The 19508-nt window shown below is 37.3% G+C and carries 15 protein-coding genes; 14 read left to right on the top strand and 1 reads right to left on the bottom strand.

Annotated features, from left to right (window positions below):
- Positions 1–14: 14 nt before the first annotated feature.
- The 13 genes from tssF to OD757_RS05250 all read left to right on the top strand — a co-directional run bounded on the left by tssF (position 15) and on the right by OD757_RS05250 (position 17833).
- Positions 15–1826: a type VI secretion system baseplate subunit TssF gene (gene tssF / locus OD757_RS05315; protein WP_263031104.1), complete on the top strand. Its 1812-nt coding sequence runs from the start codon at positions 15–17 to the stop codon at positions 1824–1826.
- Positions 1790–2788 (top strand): type VI secretion system baseplate subunit TssG, encoded by a 999-nt coding sequence (gene tssG / locus OD757_RS05310; RefSeq protein ID WP_263031103.1) that lies wholly within the window; start codon positions 1790–1792, stop codon positions 2786–2788. The genes tssF and tssG overlap by 37 nt, the downstream gene beginning before the upstream one ends.
- Positions 2785–4191 carry a hypothetical protein gene (locus OD757_RS05305; protein WP_263031102.1) on the top strand — a complete coding sequence of 469 codons (1407 nt, stop codon included), beginning with the start codon at positions 2785–2787 and terminating at the stop codon, positions 4189–4191. Before tssG ends, OD757_RS05305 begins: the two co-directional genes overlap by 4 nt.
- Positions 4192–4221: 30 nt before the next feature.
- Positions 4222–8043 carry a type VI secretion system membrane subunit TssM gene (tssM, locus tag OD757_RS05300; RefSeq protein ID WP_263031101.1) on the top strand — a complete coding sequence of 1274 codons (3822 nt, stop codon included), beginning with the start codon at positions 4222–4224 and terminating at the stop codon, positions 8041–8043.
- A 37-nt stretch (positions 8044–8080) separates the two neighbouring features.
- On the top strand, positions 8081–9040 hold the full coding sequence (tagF, locus tag OD757_RS05295; RefSeq protein ID WP_263031100.1) for a type VI secretion system-associated protein TagF: 960 nt from the start codon (positions 8081–8083) through the stop codon (positions 9038–9040).
- 2 nt (positions 9041–9042) lie between these two features.
- Complete coding sequence (locus OD757_RS05290) at positions 9043–9810, top strand: OmpA family protein (protein WP_263031099.1); 768 nt, start codon at positions 9043–9045, stop codon at positions 9808–9810.
- A gap of 16 nt (positions 9811–9826) precedes the next feature.
- Positions 9827–10090, top strand: a complete 264-nt coding sequence (locus tag OD757_RS05280; RefSeq protein ID WP_004793184.1) for a PAAR domain-containing protein — start codon at positions 9827–9829, stop codon at positions 10088–10090.
- 148 nt (positions 10091–10238) lie between these two features.
- Positions 10239–12920 (top strand): type VI secretion system ATPase TssH, encoded by a 2682-nt coding sequence (gene tssH / locus OD757_RS05275; RefSeq protein WP_263031098.1) that lies wholly within the window; start codon positions 10239–10241, stop codon positions 12918–12920.
- Positions 12921–12942: 22 nt separating this feature from the next.
- Positions 12943–14037, top strand: coding sequence for a type VI secretion system protein TssA (gene tssA, locus OD757_RS05270; protein WP_263031097.1), 1095 nt, complete (start codon positions 12943–12945; stop codon positions 14035–14037).
- A gap of 16 nt (positions 14038–14053) precedes the next feature.
- Entirely contained in the window at positions 14054–15418 is a 1365-nt protein-coding gene (gene tssK / locus OD757_RS05265) for a type VI secretion system baseplate subunit TssK (protein WP_263031096.1), read from the top strand.
- Between the two features lie 17 nt (positions 15419–15435).
- Positions 15436–16242, top strand: coding sequence for a type IVB secretion system protein IcmH/DotU (gene icmH / locus OD757_RS05260; protein ID WP_009391026.1), 807 nt, complete (start codon positions 15436–15438; stop codon positions 16240–16242).
- Positions 16243–16254: 12 nt separating this feature from the next.
- A complete protein-coding gene (locus OD757_RS05255; RefSeq protein ID WP_263031095.1) occupies positions 16255–16872 on the top strand; it encodes a hypothetical protein in 618 nt (205 codons plus the stop codon).
- Positions 16873–16879: 7 nt separating this feature from the next.
- Entirely contained in the window at positions 16880–17833 is a 954-nt protein-coding gene (locus OD757_RS05250; RefSeq protein WP_263031094.1) for a M15 family metallopeptidase, read from the top strand.
- Here the strand turns inward: OD757_RS05250 and OD757_RS05245 are convergent.
- Positions 17830–18687, bottom strand: coding sequence for a LysR family transcriptional regulator (locus OD757_RS05245; RefSeq protein ID WP_263031093.1), 858 nt, complete (start codon positions 18685–18687; stop codon positions 17830–17832). The two genes, OD757_RS05250 and OD757_RS05245, sit on opposite strands and share 4 nt — an antisense overlap.
- A 148-nt stretch (positions 18688–18835) precedes the next feature.
- Between OD757_RS05245 and OD757_RS05240 the strand changes: the two genes are divergently transcribed.
- Positions 18836–19504 (top strand): ankyrin repeat domain-containing protein, encoded by a 669-nt coding sequence (locus OD757_RS05240; RefSeq protein WP_263031092.1) that lies wholly within the window; start codon positions 18836–18838, stop codon positions 19502–19504.
- Positions 19505–19508: the final 4 nt, after the last annotated feature.

Genomic DNA, 19508 nt, shown 5'->3' with positions numbered 1-19508 from the left:
GTAGTGGGTGTGTTGTGATAGAAGAGCTTTTACCGTTTTACGAAAAACAACTACAAGAATTTGGTCAGCAATCTCGTGAATTTGCTCAAAAATATCCGAAAATTGCTCAGCGCTTATCTTTAAATCAAGAGCAGATTGATGACCCGCATATTGAACGTCTTATACAGGCGTTTTCGTTAATTGCTGCTCGTATTGATAAAAAACTTGCTGATAGTTATGACGTATTTACACGTTCTCTATTTGAGGTGATGTTCCCTCAATACTTACGACATTTTCCAGCTTGTTCGGTGGTAAGTTTCGAAGATATAAATAAAATCAAACAACTGACAGAAGCCCATGTGGTGCCTGCACATACGGTTTTGAAATCGCGTAGTTTTAAAGGGGTTCAGTGTGAATTTAATACGACGCAAGAAGTTAAATTACTTCCAATAACCTTACAAGCATTAGAGTTTAAAAGTACGCCAAGTGCACATATGCATTTGAGTCAAAATGCGACTTTAACTTTCAAATTTGAAATTTTTAATCATGCTCATTTATGTTTAACAAACGAAAAATTACCTATTTATTTAGATGCAATTTCTAATTTCCCGCTTCAAGTCCTAGACAGCATTTTTAAGAAGGGAACAACCTTTGCCGTTAGAAGAGGACAGAAAGTTGTAGCGCTGGATAAAAATCCATTTGAGTTAACTGGTTTTTTAGAGCAAGAAAGTCTATTACCTCTTGATCAGCATACTCATCATGCTTATCGATTGCTGATGGAATACTTTTGTTTTCCTGAAAAATTTAATTATCTTAAGCTAGATTTAGACTTTTTAAAGAATCTACCTCCGGAAGGTGGTGAGTTTGAACTTCTGATCCATTTTAAATTAAATTTAAATGATCAGGCTGTAGTTAGAAATTATTCTGAGTTGAATGTTGCTAACTTTAAATTATTTACTACACCTGTCATTAATTTATTTGAAAAATATGCTGAACCTCAAAAAATCGTACACAAGCAATTAGAATATCCATTAATTACAGATGCACATCATCCTGAGTTTTATCAGGTGTATTCAATTACTGAAATGAATATGGTGCGTGAGAAAACAAGTCAAGAAGAAAGCTACGTCCCTGTGCTGCCTTTTTTTGCGATGAGTCACTATCATACTGACACAGCACGCTTTTTCTATTCGGTAAACTATCAAAAACTACAGCCGAATTTCGTTGAAATGGGATATTCAATTATTTCTAAAAATTTAAATCCTTCTTCAATATGTTCGGATTTTATTAGTACAAAATTATTATGTTCAAATCGTGACTTACCACATGAAGCATTGGGGCAGTCTAATAATATATTGAACCTCAATGATAGTAGTTTGGCTCGCCGTGCGATTGTTTTAAAAAGACCTACAAAACCATATCAATTTGGTCAAAGTCAGAGTGAGCAGTGGCGTGTTATTTCACACCTTTCATTAAATAGTTTAGCTCTAATGAAAGGCGACGCGGTATCTCATATTAAAGAGTTACTTGCTTTATACAACTTACCATTGTCAAAAGAAAATTACCTACTTATTGAATCAATCAAGCACCTTGAATTTTCACTTACTCATAAACTTGTAGATGGAAAGCCATTTCCAATGTTTGTAAGGGGGGTGAAGGCCGAATTGCAAATTGATTCATCTGTATTTAGAGGGCATAGCCTATACATTTTTAGCCAATTGTTAAGTCGTGTTTTTAATTTAAAGGTTCAAATTAATAGTTTCGTTGATTTGGTTGTTAAGGATTATTCATCTCAGCAGGAGTTATACCAATGCAGTCAGAACGTTGGTGGCAAGACTCTTCTATAACAGCTGAGCTCTTTACAAAGCCAAAGTCTTTTGAATTTATCCAAGCAACACGTCTATTAAGGCACGATTCAACTCGTGCAATGGGTTCATCTTGGAGTGATCATTTTAAGTTTGAGACCTCCTTTAATTTAAATTTTCCTGCTACTGAAATTGAAGATTTAGAATTATCAGATGAGCGGGTTTATATCACTAATTTAATTGTTGGTCTTACTGGCATACAGGGTGCTTTACCTTATACGTATACGAATAAGATTAAGCAAGCCCCACGTCAGCAACGAGCTGAAACTAAAGAGTTTCTGAGCTTATTTAATCATAAACTCACTGCTCAATACGTAGAGTCCAGCATTACATATAATTTGCCGATTCGATATGAGATCGAGCATAAAAATGATTATTTAGATATTCTGCATGCGTTAAATGGTTATGTACGCTCGCAACATCAGCAAACAGAGCTGGATGACTATTTTGCAGAGTTTTCAGGATTAATGCAGGGCCAGAATAATACAGTTCATGCATTAAAAACGATGTTGTCGTGTATTTTTAAACATGAAATTACCATCAAAGAGTTCATACAAGAGTCTTTTAAATTGGCGAGTGACCAATTAACAACTTTAGGTGGAGCTCAGCCGAGCCTACTTGGTGTTAATACATTTTGTGGCGAAACTATTCAGCAAATTGATGGGAAAATTGAAATTCAAATTGGGCCATTAAAGCGTCAGCAATATCTCAGTTTTTTACCAAATCAAGAGTTAAGTTTAAAGCTTAAAAAAATTGTAGAAACTTGGTGTAGTCCAACTTTATCAATAGATCTTCGACTCGTATTGGATGAGTCAGAAATACAACCTATTTGTCTAACTCACAATAATGTGAGTGGTTTGGGGCAAGGTTCTTTTCTTATATCACGAGAACCGAAAGTACATAGTCATGAAACTTGCTATAGCCTTATTGGAGAGCGAATATGATTAAAAAAATATTACTCTCGTTCATCGCTATTTTTGCATTAGTTAGTGGATTTATTATTTTCTACTGGCGTGATGTTCAATATAACCCTGATAAGGGTGATTTTTTCCTTTATTTCCTGCTATTACCAGCAATTATTACCATGGTGATCTTATCACCATGGTTAGTTTATAGCGCTTATAAAAATTATAAAGAAAAGAAAGAACAAGCTATAAATCAATATAAAGGTGATGCTAGTCAAAAACAAACCGTAGTAACAGATGCACCACTCGAACAGTTAGATTTTAATATTTACTCTTCTTTTGCTGTGCATGCACTTGGTGAGAATGAAAGCATTATTGCGGAGCTGCAAAACTTTAAAAGTCCAGAGTTGGATGATCAACTGTTAAATTCTTATGGATTACCTCTTTTATCTTACCGAATTAAAGACTTGGATGAAGATAATCATGAGGAGAGTGAGTATGCATCTCCACGACAAGTTCGTATGATGTCATTAATAAAACAGCAATTAGAACAAAATATAGAAAACTTATATCTTCTTGCAGAGCATTTAAAACGTTCAACTTTATTTTATGAGTCGCAGCAAGCACGTGAATATCATATGCATCCAGCATGGGGTGATCCCGAGTCTGAATATGATGATCAAATGCCTGTAGTCGAAGTTTATCGTTTAAATCGCTTAAATCTACATATCCTTCTTTCGGAGGATTTATTACATATCTGGAATGATGACCAAAGTAATGAATTAATTTTAGAGTTTTTTGCTGAGATCGGCATTCCTGCTCAAAAGATCCATATTGAATATCATTTTTTTGGAGAGCAACTGGCTTACCAAGAGCTGATACACCTATTAAAGGGCATTCATAAAAGAGAACACGAGATGTTCTTTTTGCTCGTAGCCGATTCCGAAATTGATCAGGATCTAGTCGATGAAAAGTCTTGGATGATTAAAGATTATATTCCTGCTGAATTTGCAGCAAGCTGTTTACTTGCTGATCCTTTAGTAAAAATTCAAGAATTAGAGCCTACTAAAAATCTGAAAGTTGTTGTAGGCCAACAAGATACAGCGAAGATTTTTTCTAATTTTGAATTTCATGATTTACCTCAGCATGAAGGTGAGGATCCTTATGTACTGATACTGTCAGATCAGACGGATATAAAAGTTTCGAAGAAATTGCAGCAACACTTTCTTCAAACACCTGTAGAACCACATCACTATATTTATGTGAAATCTTCATTAGGGCATACCCAACATTTAGCTGATATTTATGGCTTTATGCTGAGCATGCATTTCCCTGAACATATCATTCCTTTTGTCTTTGGTGAAAATACGGTGTCAGCACATACATTTGTGCAAAGTGTCACTGAGAATTCAGAAGATGATGTGATGGTGTTGAATAACTAATTTAAACTTTAGACTTAGAACGAGAATAGAATGCATACAATTTTAGGCTACTTGTGGCAGTACATCACGAATCCTAAAGCAATTATCGCCTTGTCATTGTTCGTGGCATTGATGTCTTCATATACTTCAATTCCTCGTCATATATTCTGGGCTTTAGCAACTGCCTATGCTTTGGGTCTTATTGTTTATGGTATCTATTGGCTTATTCAACGAAGAAAGCATGCTGCTCAAGGTGAAGAGTTAGCTGTAGCGATCGAAAAAGACAACCAAGCTGAATATGGCAAAAATAAAGATAAAGAAGAGCTTCAGCTTGTTAGTCAACAAATGAAAGAATCAATTCAACTGATTCGTAAATCTAAGTTGGGTGATAAAAAAGGGAATGCTGCATTATATGAGCTTCCTTGGTATATGGTTATTGGTAACCCAGCCGCAGGTAAAAGTTCAGCTATTTATAATTCTGGTTTAAAGTTTCCTTTCGAAGAAACGCATCAAAAAATGGTATCTGCTGGTTTAAGCGGTACTCGAAATTGTGACTGGTTTTTCTCTACAGAAGGTATTTTGCTCGATACGGCTGGTCGTTATTCTGTTTATAGCGAAGATCATTCTGAGTGGTTAGGTTTCTTAAATATTTTAAAAAAGAACCGTTCTAAAGCTCCGGTTAATGGTTTGATTTTAATTGTTAGTATTGCTGAGCTCATTAGTCAAAGTCCTGAAAACTCGTTAAAGCTAGCTAAAAATTTACGTGCTCGTATTCAAGATCTAACCGAACGTCTAGAAGTAGTTGTGCCTGTTTATTTGGTCTTTTCAAAGATGGACTTAATTGCAGGTTTTACCGAGTTTTTTGAATTTTACGAAGCTCAAGAATATAACCAAGCTTGGGGAGCAACGCTTCCATATGAGCAGAGTTCTTCTCATAACGCGGTAGATTTGTTCGAAAAACATTACACCATTCTTTATGATGGTCTAAAAGGGGTAAGTTCGACTCATTTAAGTCGTCGTCATTCGCAAAATATCTCACCAAGTGTAATGACCTTCCCATTAGAATTTAAAACATTAAAACCAGCTTTAAAAAGCTTTATCGGTACACTTTTTGAAGATAATCCATATCAATTTCAACCTGTTTTTCGTGGGTTTTACTTCACCAGTGCTTTGCAGGAAGGTGTCATTGAAAGTCCAATGACTGAACAAATTGCACAAGAATTCCAGCTCACTCAAATTGCTCAAAGTGATTTAAAAGATCATTCAAAAATTACCCCTAACCATGGTTATTTCTTAAATGGTCTATTTTCAGATGTTATTTTGAAAGATAAAGATCTTGTTAAGCAGCATGTAAATACGGGTAGAAAACGTCAACGCTACATTGCATTTATTGGTGCTTTAGCGGGCGTTTCAATTATTCTTGGCGTGTGGGTTTGGTCTTATCGTAATAACCAACAATTAATTGGTGAAGTTCAAGCTGATTTAAATAAGGTTGTTCAACTAGAAAGAGCTTCTGGTCAGCAACTGTCTACCCAATTAGAAGCTTTACTTATTCTTCAAAGACGTTTACAGCAGTTAGACGAGTTTGATGAAAACAGACCACTTAAATTTAGTTTTGGTCTATATCAGGGCAATGAGCTTCGTGAAAAGCTAAAAGCTGAATATTTAAAAGGGGTTAAGCAAATTGTATTGACACCGACACAGCAAAATATTGCTCAATATTTGCAACGCGTAAAAAATAATGAAGCGACATTAAAAGCGAATCATACGAATGTTGAAATCAAGCAAACTGCTCAGTCTCAACAATATTTAGAACCTTCTGACACAAATCCTCAAGATGCTTATAACGCATTAAAAGCGTATTTGATGATGAGTAATCCACAATATATGGATGCAAGTCATCTAAGCGATCAGGTTACGCGTTTCTGGCGCTCTTGGTTAGATGCAAATAAAGGCCAAATGCCACGTGCAGACATGATTCAAGAAGCTGAACAGATCTTGTCGTATGCAATGACGTTGGCAAATGATAAACAGTTCCCAATTTTAGAAGCAGATTCACAAATTGTTGATCAAACACGTCAAGTATTGCTCTCTGTGGTTCGAGGAATGCCGGCGCGTGATCGTGTTTATAACGAAATAAAAATGCGTGCAGCAGTACGTTTCCCTGCATTGACGGTAAGTCAGATTGTGGGTGAAGCTAATAAAAATGTTGTACTAGGTAGTTATGCGTTGCCTGGTGTATTTACCCAAAAGGCATGGAATGACTATGTTGAAAAAGCAATTGAAGAAGCTGCAGATAAGCCAACAGATAGTAAAGATTGGGTGTTAAATAGTCGTCAATCTGATGATTTAACTTTCTCAGGAAGTCCAGAACAAATTAGAAAGCAACTGACAGCGCTCTATAAGCAAGAATATATTGCGGAATGGAGAAAATTCCTAAATGGTATTCATTATGCTAAAGCTGGCCAATTTGCTCAGCAAGTAAAAAATATTGATATTTTGGGGGAACCGCAGAACTCTCCAATTCGAACCTTAATTGAAAGAGTGGCAATCGAAACGAACTGGGATAATCCAGTTGTGCAAGCAGAGCTCGCAGCTCCACAAAAAGGATTTGTTGCGTGGTTTAAACGTAAAGTTTTAAATCATGATGACAAGACTGCTAATCAAGTGGCGACTAATGCTCAGGGCGCTATCTCTCAAGAATACCAAATGTTCTACCAGTTGGTTCGCAAACGTGATGATCAACAAGGTAAATCATTGCTTGATGAATATATGACAAATTTAGCCCTAGTTCGTAGCAAGTTTAATGAGCTTAAGAATGCTGGGGAAGTTGGGCCTAATGCGATGACATTAGTCAAACAAACCCTGAATGAGCAAACTTCTGTATTTAACCAGACGCAAAAAATTGTAGATGAAAAAATGGCGGTTGGTTTCAATGAAATTGATCAGCGACTACTACAAAAACTGGTAGTTAGCCCACTTACGCAGGCTTTCGAGAGCTTAATTACGCCGACACAAGATGAAATTAATAAATTATGGGTTATGCAAGCTTATCAGCCATTTACTGCAAATCTTGCTAAGAAATATCCATTTAACTCATCGGCTTCTTTGCAGGCGACAAGCAGTGAAATTGGCCAAATTTTGGGTGAGAACGGTAGTATTTCACGCTTTGTAAAAGAAAGTCTTGATCCATTTGTGATTCGTCGTGGTTATACATTAACGTCTAAAACATGGAAAGATTTAGGAATTAGTTTAAATCCTCAATTTGTCATGAGCTTCCAAAGATATGTTGCTCCATCTAATGGTATGGCAACAGGGGAGTTAAATAGTCAAGCTCCGGCCGCACCTGCAGCTAATCAATCTAACTTCCAGTTTTACCCAATTCCAAATCCACAATTGCTTTCATATACCGTGGATATTGATGGTCAGCGTATGACTTATGAAAATGGTGTGCAACAGTGGGTTAACTTTATTTGGCCAAATCAAGGCAGTATTCCGGGGGCTCGAATTACCGCTGTAGATTTACAAGGTCAAACGCATACGATTTTTGATGAGCCGGGTGAATACGGTATTAACCGTTTAATTGATAGTGCTCAGCGTAAAGAACAAAATGGCGGATTTGAAATGCTTTGGCGTAGTAAAACTGACCCATCATTAGTTGTAAAAATGAATTTCCGTCTGATCAGCAGTAATTCAGGCAGTATCGGTTCAAGCCGTGGTTATGCGGGTATGCAACTGGTTGATAAAGTTACTGCCGATAAAGCAGCTCGTGTGGTGTCTGCTCAACAGGCACCAGCTCAAGCAGCTGCTCCAGCAAAAACTGAAAATCCTGTTTCAGCACTCGCTCAGCCTTCTGCGGGAGTTAAACCATGACATGGAAAATAACCTCTATGCGAAAGGAGGAGCAATAATGCAAACATTAAAAACAACTCCTTTGTATTACGGCAAAAGTCCTGCACGAGGCGACTTTTTAAAAACAAAAGGTCAGAATGCTTTAATACAGTTGCTTGATCAGTGGATTACTGAAGCATTGGAATATGCAATGCAATCGGGCAGTTTTAAAGAAGCTTATAACACGTTGCCTTCACTGGATTTCTTTATAGCAAATCCGAAAGAAAATATGTTTTTAGTGGCGAACTTACTCGCAAGTGAAGATAGTTCTGGTCGATCTTTTCCAATGGTACTGAGCCATTTATTAGAAATTGATTTGCCGTATGATAATTTGTTGTATGCACCATATAGCTATAAACATGTACTTGTTGATTTATTCCAAAACAATCGTGCTCTAAAAGGAATTAAAGATTCAGATTTATTACTTGGCAAATTAGGGCACTTGCAAAATCAAATTCAGGTTTTAACTGAGCGAGAGTGTGTGGGTTTCTATGAAAATCATACGATGCATTCATTTGCTCAGTTAATGAAACTCAGTATTTATGAATTAGCGCAAAGTATGATTGGATTGGGGTTATTACTTCAGCCGATTTTACAAAATGGAACCAGTCGGTTAAATAAAGTTTTGATTTTGCCTATTAATAATCCTGCTTATAGTTATGAAATAGCAGCCTTTTGGGTCAGTATTATTTGTCGCTTTTTAAAGGAACATAATACTGAAGTGCTGATAGGTTTGTTACATCGAGAGCAACCCGTATTATTTTTCGGCTTTCAAGGTGCTGATATTTTAGCCCTTAGCGATATTTTTACTCAGAATATGGATAGTAAACATTGGGTTTCTTTAATAGAAGCTCAGTGGATTGATACTTATTTGGAGCAGAATGCTGGTTTAGCTACGCTAGAACAATCATTATGTCAACGCCAATTAAGTTTAAATCAAGGGTTAAAACTATTTAGACAGACTTTTTTGGGTGAATAATAATGAATCAACGATATCAATCTAAAATTTCACAGCTCATAAAAGGCTGTTTTATCTATGCCATTGCTAATTATGCTTTAGCTCAGCCTATTGTGGTAGAAGGCGTGGTTCCTAACGAGGCAAGTAAACAGGCCATCTTATTAAAAATGCAGTCTGTTTATGGTGCTGATCAGGTTGTCGATAAAATACTAGTAAGACCCGTAGCGGCTCCAAATGGATGGAGTGATTCTGTTACACGAGTTATTACACCTGATCTTAAAAAGGTCTCACAAGGTAAATTAAGTGTAAATGGTACTCGATTTGAGCTAAGTGGAAAAATGCTAAATCCAGCAGATATCCAACCTACCATTCAATCTTTTCAAGGGTTAGTACAGCCACCATATCAACTGTATTCACAGTTATCAGTCAATCAGGCTGAGCAGAAAATCATTGATGACGCACTTAAAAAGCGAATTATTGAGTTTGAATCTGGGAGTGCGGTTTTAACTGATGCGGGTCAAAAAATTCTAGACGAGATGGCTATTGCTTTAAACAAAGTAGGTGGTAAAAAAGTCAAAATCGTAGGACATACAGATAGTTCAGGCGATGCGACTAAAAATTTAAAACTTAGCCAAGATCGTGCATTAGCAGTAAAAAACTATTTGATTAGTAAGAGTATTCCTGCCGACCATTTATCTGCAGAAGGCTTGGGTTCTTCTAAACCAGTGGCAGATAATACTTCTCCAGAAGGCAGAAAGAAAAACCGTCGAATTGAGTTTACTGTTCTATAAATATAAGGAGAAGAACATGGCTAGCCCTTACATTACGATTGGATGCCCAACAACAGGTGGAGGGCAAGTCATTTCAGGAAACAGTACATTTTTAATTGATGGAATTGCAATTGCCTGTGTAGGAGATAAGGCAACTTGTCCGTTACACAAAACGGTTTCTACAATTGTATCGGGAGATCCGAATATGCTTGTTATGGGAAAATCAGCAGCGCGTGTAAATGATTCATTATCATGCGGCTGTAAATTATTACCAAAACAGAGTTTAGTTAATCAAGGATAAGGGTAGAGATATTTTTATATAGATATAAATATCTACTAAAACATATTAACGCTTGAAATGATGAGTAGTTTGTCTGATAAAGCTGAATTTTGTTAATATACAGGCATTATGATTTTAAGCATTAAATTATTTAAAAATATTGAGAGTAATGATGAGTAATTTAAAAATTTTAATTACAAAACTTTCTACAGTTGCGCGAACTGCTTTAGAAAAATCGGCTAATGCTTGTGTTATTCAACAAAACTACGAAATTGAAATTGAGCATTTATTCTTAGAGTTACTTAATCAATCTTTAGAGAATGATTTAAAGATTTTATTAAAGAAATATAAAATTTCATCTGAAGCTTTAGCTGATGATTTAAAAGAAACAATTTCTCAATTACCGAAAGGTAATTCACGAACTCCTATTTTTGCTAAATCTATTGTTCGTTTGTTTGAACAAGCATGGTTATTGGCTTCGGCTGAACAAAATCCAGTTATTCGTAGTGGTCATTTATTAGTTGCGTTATTAACAGCGCCTGATTTATATCAAATTGCCACTCGTGCTTCGAGTTTATTTGATCTCTTACCAATTGATTCAATGAAACATAAGTTTCTTGAAATTTGCGAGAAGAGTGTTGAACAACAAGATGAAACAAAAACACTTTCTAGTGAAGCTGAAGCAACAGACGCGACTGTAGCAAATACCAAAGCAGCTAAAACACCAGCACTTGATCAATATACGATTAATCTCACTGAAAAAGCGAAAAAAGGCGGTATAGATCCAGTGATTGGGCGTGAATATGAAATTCGCCTAATGCTCGATATTTTAATGCGTAGACGCCAAAACAATCCGATTTTAACTGGAGAGCCAGGAGTTGGTAAAACAGCTGTGGTCGAAGGCTTAGCTTTAAAAATTGCTCAAGGTTTAGTACCTAATGCTCTAAAAAATGTCCATTTACATGTGCTGGATATGGGGCTATTACAGGCTGGTGCAAGTGTTAAAGGCGAATTTGAAAATCGTTTAAAACAAGTGATTCAAGAGGTTCAAGCTTCTGCTCATCCTATTATTTTATTTATTGATGAAGCGCATACCTTAATTGGTGCGGGTGGACAAGCAGGGCAAAATGATGCTGCAAATCTTTTAAAACCAGCACTTGCGCGTGGTGAATTGCGCACGATTGCTGCGACTACTTGGGCAGAATACAAACAATATTTTGAAAAAGATGCTGCATTGAGTCGACGTTTTCAGGTGGTAAAAGTAGAAGAGCCAACTGAAGAAGTGGCGGTAGATATGTTGCGTGCAATGATTCCTGTCATGCAGCAGCATTTTAAATTACAAATTGATGATGAGGCGATTGTTACAGCGGTTCATTCTTCCCATCGATATATTAGTGGTCGCCAACTTCCGGATAAAGCAGTGAGTGTGCTTGATACAGCTGCAGCACGTGTTGCATTGACCCAAAATGCACAACCGGTAAAGCTTGATCAATTAAAAGCTCAAGAGCATAACTTAAAGCTTGAGCAGCAAATTTTAGAAAATGAACATAGTCAGATCCCAATTCATCATGAACGATTAGAAACTTTAAAAGCTAATTTAGAATCTTTGCAAAAAGAAATTCATGAAACCGAAGAGCAGTGGAAAAAAGAATTAGAACTTGTTCATAAAATTCAGGAATTAGAAGCACAAAATCATTCTAATGAATCTGAAGCTTATGATCAGATTAATTTACTGCGTAAAGATCTTGCTGGAATTCAAGGCCAGCAACCACTAGTATTTGAAAGAGTGAACTCTCAAATTATTAATGAAATTATTTCTGATTGGACCGGAATACCTGTTGGAAAAATGGTTAATGATGAAATTAAACAGATATTAACGCTTGAAGATAAATTGGGCGAGCGTGTAATGGGTCAAGATTATGCACTTACACAATTAGTTCAAGGAATTAAAACGTCAAAAGCAAGACTTGAAGATCCTAATAAGCCACAAGGTGTGTTTCTTTTAGTGGGACCAAGCGGTGTTGGTAAAACTGAAACTGCATTAACGTTGGCAAATGAATTATATGGTGGTGAGCAGCATTTAATCACCATTAATATGTCTGAATATCAGGAAGCCCATACTGTATCTTCGCTAAAAGGTGCACCTCCTGGATATGTGGGATATGGTCAAGGCGGTGTTTTAACAGAAGCTGTTCGCCGTAATCCTTACAGTGTTGTGTTGCTTGATGAAATTGAAAAAGCACATAGTGATGTTCAAGAACTGTTCTATCAAGTATTTGATAAAGGTACTTTAGAAGATGGTGAAGGACGAGTAATTGACTTTAAAAATACCACTATTCTGTTGACTTCAAATGCTGGCTCAAGTGCGATTATGCAAGCATGCTTAAATACACCTGTTGAAGAATGGCCTACAGCTGAAGAGTTGATTGATCACTTAAAACCAAGTTTATATAAGCAATTCAAGCCTGCATTTTTAGGTCGAATGAGAGTTGTGCCGTATTTCCCATTGCATGACGATTTACTGGTACGAATTATTAAACATAAGTTAGGCAAGATCACAGCAAGAATTGAGAAACAATACGGTACACAAGTCCAGTATTCCGATGATTTGGTAGAGCTGCTCTTAAGCCGCTGCACAGAAGTCGATAGCGGTGCGCGTAATGTCGATAATATTTTAAATTCTACGGTGTTACCTGCGTTGGCTACAGAAATTTTGGTGGCCTTAGCAGAGCAAAAATTGCCAAAAATTATCATGATTGATGTTAAAGATGATGAAATTCAATATTTACTAGATCCAGTTGCGAAAGCTGCTAAAAAAAGGACGAGTAAAAAGTTGAAGTCAGAAGTTTAAAATTGAATAGAGCTAAAATTAGATGAATATTGATATTTCTGAACTCCTTGAACCCATTAGTGATAGCTTACCTTGTGGTGATGACTTTTCATTTTCTAATGAATTTCATGAAATAAAAAAAGCGAAAACACAAGATGATTTATTGTTAGATCAAGGTGATTGGGTTGCTGAGCGTAAACAGGCCGACTGGGACTTTGTCTCAAATAAAACGAGTGTTTTGCTAAAAGAGAATACAAAAGATATTCGTCTATTAACTTGGCTCTTAGAAGCTTGGACTCATCTTTATGGTTTTGATGGTATGGCGAAAGGTTTAACTTTAAGCCATTCCATGCTGAATCAATACTGGCAGGAAATTCACCCTGTTATTGAAGATAATGATTTAGACCAGCGCATTGGTTTATTACAGGGTTTAATTAATCAACTACCGATGTTGTTAAAGAAAGTCTCTTTAACCAATACAGCTCCTTATTATAATTTGCTTGATTACGATAATTTTCTATATCACGAGAATATTCGCCGTAAACAAACTGAAGATTACGATAGTCAGTCTGGACCTTCGGAATTAGAACAATTCGATCAAGCTATCTTTAATACCTCTAAAACTTTTCAATATTCTAACTATCAAGATTTTAGTTCAGTCTTAACCGAGTGGGATGCTCTAAAGCAAACACTTGACGATTTAATGGGGCTAGATTCGCCGAGTTTTGGTGCAATTGATTCGGCATTTGAAACCATTCACAGCACATTACGCAAGATTTATAAAGCAGAAGCTTTTGGTACGGGGCTTACACCAATCCAGGAACAGGCTGCTGTCATTACAAGCTCATCTATGGAAAATCAAGTGCCTGTACAAATTGTTTCAGATCAGCCTGCTTTTCAGCCTCAAGCTCAAACACATTTGGCGAATCGTGAGCAAGCAATGAAAGTATTGCAAGAAATTGCGGACTACTTTCAAGCAAACGAACCCCATAGCCCGGTGAGCTATATGCTTCAAAAAACCATTAAATGGAGTCAAATGCCGTTACATGAATGGCTAGCACAAGTCATTAAAGATGAGCATCCATTACAAATGGTTCAGGAAATGTTGGGTGTACAGCCTAAAAATGAATATGAATAAAGATTGGTAAAGACATATGTTTAAAGCTGAAAAAGTCCTATGGGGCGAAGGTTTATTTTTAAGACCTCAACATTTCCAAATTCAAGATACCTATCATGAACAACGCTTAAATCATACGGTTCGTGCGGTTGTGCCTTTTTCGTATGGTATTCAGAAATTAAGTTTCGATGAGGCTCAATTGAGCACGCATATTCTTGCTCTTGAGTCCGTAGAGATGATCTGGCAAGACGGTGAAATTTATCAGGCGCCTGCATATGATTTATTGCCTGAGCCAATTTTATTGGATGATCTTAATTTACGTGGTGAGATGCTAATTTATTTAGCATTGCCACTCTTACAAGCAAATAAGCAAAATCTAATGGATCAAAACCAAGCGCAAAAGGGCAGATATCAATCCCACCTTGTTGAAACGCATGATCTATTTACTAACGCTACTGAAGCAGATATTAGTTTGCTACGTCGCCGTGCTGTTTTTAAATTATTAGATATCCATAGTAATCCAGACCATAATTTAGATGGTTTTTTATATTTACCGATTGGAAAAATTAAGCGCCAAAGCTCTGGTGCTTTTGAAATTGACCGAAAGTTTATTCCACCAATTTTGCACGTGGATGCATCTGAAACACTCATCTCAAACTTAAAAAGAACACTGAACGTTATTAAGGCAAAAATTAAGACGATTCAAACCAATAACCGAGAAAATGAACAGAAATTAATTGAATTCCGTTCTGGTGATATCGTTTCGTTCTGGTTAGTCAATGCCTTAAATACAGCTCATGCTGGTCTAAATCATTTTGTGCAATATCCACAAATTCATCCAGAGCGTTTGTTCTTCGAATTATTGCGTTTAGCAGGTTCATTATTAACTTTCTCGACGGCCTATGATGTCGATCAGTTGCCTGCCTATAAACACCATAATTTACAAGAAAGTTTCTCGCAGTTGGACACGATTCTGCGTGATTTACTCGATACGATTATTTCGAGTCGATACATCAGTATTGCGCTTAAAGAAATCCGACCTTCATATTGGGTGGGTAGTCTTGAGACCGATAAGATTACTCGAGACACTCGACTTTATATTGCAGTATCAAGTAGTGCAATGCAGACCCATGAGTTGATCCAGATTGTACCTTTACGCTTTAAAATCGGTAGCACTTTAGATGTCGAGCAACGTGTAGTTGCTGCCTTACCTGCAATTCCATTGCATCATTTAATTCAAGTTCCAACTGCGATACCTGTACGTTCTGGCGTGAGTTATTTTGAAATCGAACCGCATCATGAGCTTTACCAGCGCATGTTAGATTCAGAAACGATTTGTATTTATGTTCCGGCTGGTTTCCAAGATATTAGTATTGAACTGATTGCGGTCATGAACGCTTAACAGTAAAGGAGAGAAAAATGTCACAATCCACAGGTGCTCCTTCTTTATTTGATGATGGGCAAATTGGAACGGGCGGGAACAATAATAGCCAGTCTCAGGTAAAACTACAGGCAATCAATCTTATTGATTTATTGCATGATGGTTTTTATTTGGTTTTTTTGATTCGAAATCAGTATGTACCGGCAGACGCTCAGCAGTTTCGTGAAAAAATCTTAAATTTACTCAATCAATTTGAGCAACAAGCCAAAAAGTTGCAATTTTCAGCTGATGATATTCATGATGCTAAATATGCATTTTGTGCTTTGATTGATGAAACGATCGTAACGCAACAAGACCCGAGTTATTTTAATTTGCAAAATGCTTGGTTAATTAGTCCATTGCAATTGAGCTTGTTTGGTTCTCAGTTAGCGGGCTATCGCTTCTTTGAAATATTGGAACAATTACGTAGCCGTGGAAAAGAACGTCTAGCTGCTTTAGAGGTATTTCATTACTGCCTTTTATTAGGTTTTCAGGGTAAGTACCGAATCGAATCTACGGAAAGTCTCAACCATTTAGTATCAAGAGTAGGTGACGAAATTGACTATTTGAAAGGAAAAAAAGTTGCCTTTTCGCCGTTCTCGGCAATTCCTGATCAGATACGAAATATTATTCATCGCGAAGTACCTTTCTTTTGGATTTTGATCTTTTTATTGATTTTTGCATTACTTACCTTTGCAGGTTTAAGATTTATGCTGAATAATCAAAATGATAAAGCATTATCTAATTATCAAAATGTGATTTCTGCTCCTCAAGAGCAAGCACATATTACAATTTATTTACCTTGATGATGGTACGAAATGGCTCAGGAAAAACCAACTTCTATTCGAGTTTTACAATCGAATAAAAAAAAGCCGAAATCACCACTACTTTATATTGTAATTGGTGTAATTGCGGGAGTGTTTGTCAGCATCTCGCTATTCCTGTTCTTGTCTCAACCGAATTCGCCAGAATCAGCAGCAATTGAGAATAAATCAACTGAAGAGCAAGTTTTAAATCAAGAGACTGCTCATTCTGCTGATGAACAAAATCAGGTGGCTGCTAATCAAGACAACGAAACAGATTCAATGAGTCGAGATGGCTTTGAACAACCTAAAGATAATGAATTAAGTAATATCTTTAAACCTGTTCCGCATAAGGCCGCGACTACTAATGAACAGCGAGTTTCTCCATTTGATGAACAACTGACTGGTGAAAAGAAAGTTCAGGTTGTGCCTCAACTACAGACGGGTGCAGCTAAAGCGGCCCAACCGAAAGTTCAGCCTGCTCAACAAAAAACGGTAAGTAAGCCGCAACAAGTGGCGCAGACTAAACCTATTGCTGAGAATAAAGCCCCAGCCGAACCAGAAGCCGAGGTGGAACCACCTAAGGCATCGGTAGATATTAAAATTACACGAAGTCCTTTTGCTGTGAATTAATGAACAAATGATGATTTTTCTCATTTTCTTTTGCTTTACTTGCTTAGCAATTGGTTTGGCATTTTTAATGTCTTATGAGCTAAGGAGCAGAAGTAAAGATTTCGTTTTGTCATTACTGCCACAAGGCCGTAAACAGCTTAATCAGGTTAGACAATTTGCTCAAACAATGAATCAAGCAGCTGCGCCTGAAAAGCTCCAATCTCATTGGCATTTACAGCAGTGGTGGATTGTCATAGCAGGCTTTTTCTTGTTTGCCAGTATTTTAGTGTTTGCTTTTACTCGACCTATTAGCTCAACTCGAATTGAAGCCGAGTACCTCAAAAAAACTGATCCTCAAATTTATGCACTTTTGAATGGTGAAATATTATCGCCACCACCAGAAGTGGATGAAAGCTTAATTGAGGCTGCGATTGTAGAGGCCACACAATTAGAGCAACAATATGCTTCTCAAAGTAGTGGAACCATTAATTCTTCACCTATTGATAATACGAGTTTTGATGGGCGGGCTATTTTAGATACCAGTTTAGTAGATCGTAAATGGAGCAAAATGAACCCCCGTTATAAGCAGCGTTTACTCATGGTTTTTAAAATCATGAAAGAACAATATGGTTATGAGTTGGTTCTATTAGAGGGATATCGTAGTCCTGTGCGTCAGAATATGTTGGCAGGTAATCCGAACACGACAAAAGCAAAAGGGTATCAGAGTTATCATCAATTTGGTCTGGCAGCAGATGTCGCCTTTAAACGAAATGGAAAAGTGGTTATTTCTGAAAGAGACCCTTGGGCTATGCAAGGCTATCGTTTATATGGGCAAGTTGCTGAATCAGTTGGGCTTACATGGGGTGGACGTTGGAAATCTATTCAAGATTATGGCCATACCGAGTTCCGTATGCCGGGCTTAAGAAAAACACAGGAAATGGCTGAAAAACTGATCGCTGAAAGTTTGAATGAAGTAAGTTAAACCTTGATTGATGATTGAAAACGATCCTTTAAAACGGTCGTCATCTTATCTACCAGCTGGGAAATTATCCCAGCTTTTTCCCATGTATAAATTGAAACGACCATAGGAGGTACAGCCCCTAATGAATCATATCGACGTACTCTACGTCCACGGGTCGTAGCGACAGGTAATAAAGAGAGTCCTAAACCTGTTTCAACGCTGACTAAAACGCTTTCTAGGCTACTACCCGTAAAAGCAATATACCAACGTCGCCGTTCACGTTCTAACGTTGCGAACATCTCATCCCGATAAAGCCCGCCTTGAGGAAATGTCACTAAACTCATGGGATCAGACCATGTAGTTGTTGAATTCTCACTTTCAAACCATGCCATTTCTTCTGGGAATGTAGCGTGGTGATCAGCACTGGCTGCTGGTTCTTTGACAATAATAATATCGAATTCACCATTCCGATAACGTTCAGTTAAGTTGCGACTCAAGCCAGAGGTGACGTCTAAACGAATGGAACGATGCTCTTTGGCAAATATACCAAAAACTTCGGCCATCGCAGGGCTCATCATATCTTCTGGTAAACCAATACGGATAGGAATGCTTCCTGCCGGATCTTTAAGTAGCGCTTCAGCTTCTTGTTGAAGAGTCAAAATCCTTTGGGCATAACCAATCAGATATTCTCCAGATACGGTTAATTTGAAAGGTCGTGCTGTTCGATCTATAAGCGCATGACCTACGGATTCTTCAAGTCGTGCTAACTGCTGACTAATCGTTGATTGAGTTAGATGTAATCGATCGGCGGCCGCGGTAAAACTGCCAGTTTCAAAAATAGTGACGAAAGCACGCAAAAGGCGAGGATCAAACATATTAAGTAGCGCTACAGTTAAAAGCCGAGTAGATAGGTATTTATAACCTTAATACTATCGATTAAATAATTTAATTTCCAAATACTTTTGCTCAAGTTTATTCTAATTGAAAAAATTTTTGCCATAAAATTTCTATGAGGAGCCAAGTATGCGGAAGTCACTGATGTGGATGAATCTGGTCATCGCATTAGGCGCATTAGGTTTTACAAATATAACGAATGCAATGGCTGAGTATCCCTTACATCAGGCAGTCATAAATAATGACACTCAGTCTATAAAACAGATTTTATCTCAAAAAGCCTCAATTGATGAGCGAGATAAAACAGGTTCGACTGCGTTGATGGTCGCTACAAGAGCAAATAATGTCCAAGTCGCTCATATGCTGATAGAGGCTGGGGCAGATGTAAATGCAAAAGATAATATTCAAGACAGTCCATATTTATATGCTGGCGCACAGGGATATTTAAAAATTCTAAGAATGACACTCATGCATGGGGCCGATTTAAAAAGTACTAACCGTTACGGTGGGACTGCGCTCATTCCAGCAGCAGAACGAGGCCATGTTGAAACAGTTCGTACGTTAATTGCGGCTGGTGTAGATGTTAATCATGTTAATAACTTGGGATGGACGGCATTGCTTGAGGCCATCATTTTGGGAAATGGAGAACCAAAATATCAACACATTGTAGGGCTGTTATTAAAAGCAGGGGCTGATCCGAACTTAGCAGATAAAGACGGCATTACGCCATTACAACATGCACGCTCAAGAGGATACCGCGAAATTGAAAAAAGACTTCTTGCCGCTGGTGCAAAATAGAAAG

Source organism: Acinetobacter sp. AYS6, from assembly GCF_025630795.1.
GTDB lineage: Bacteria > Pseudomonadota > Gammaproteobacteria > Pseudomonadales > Moraxellaceae > Acinetobacter.
The sequence above is the reverse complement of the archived record's forward strand: the minus strand, read 5'-3'. Positions and strand labels throughout refer to the sequence as shown.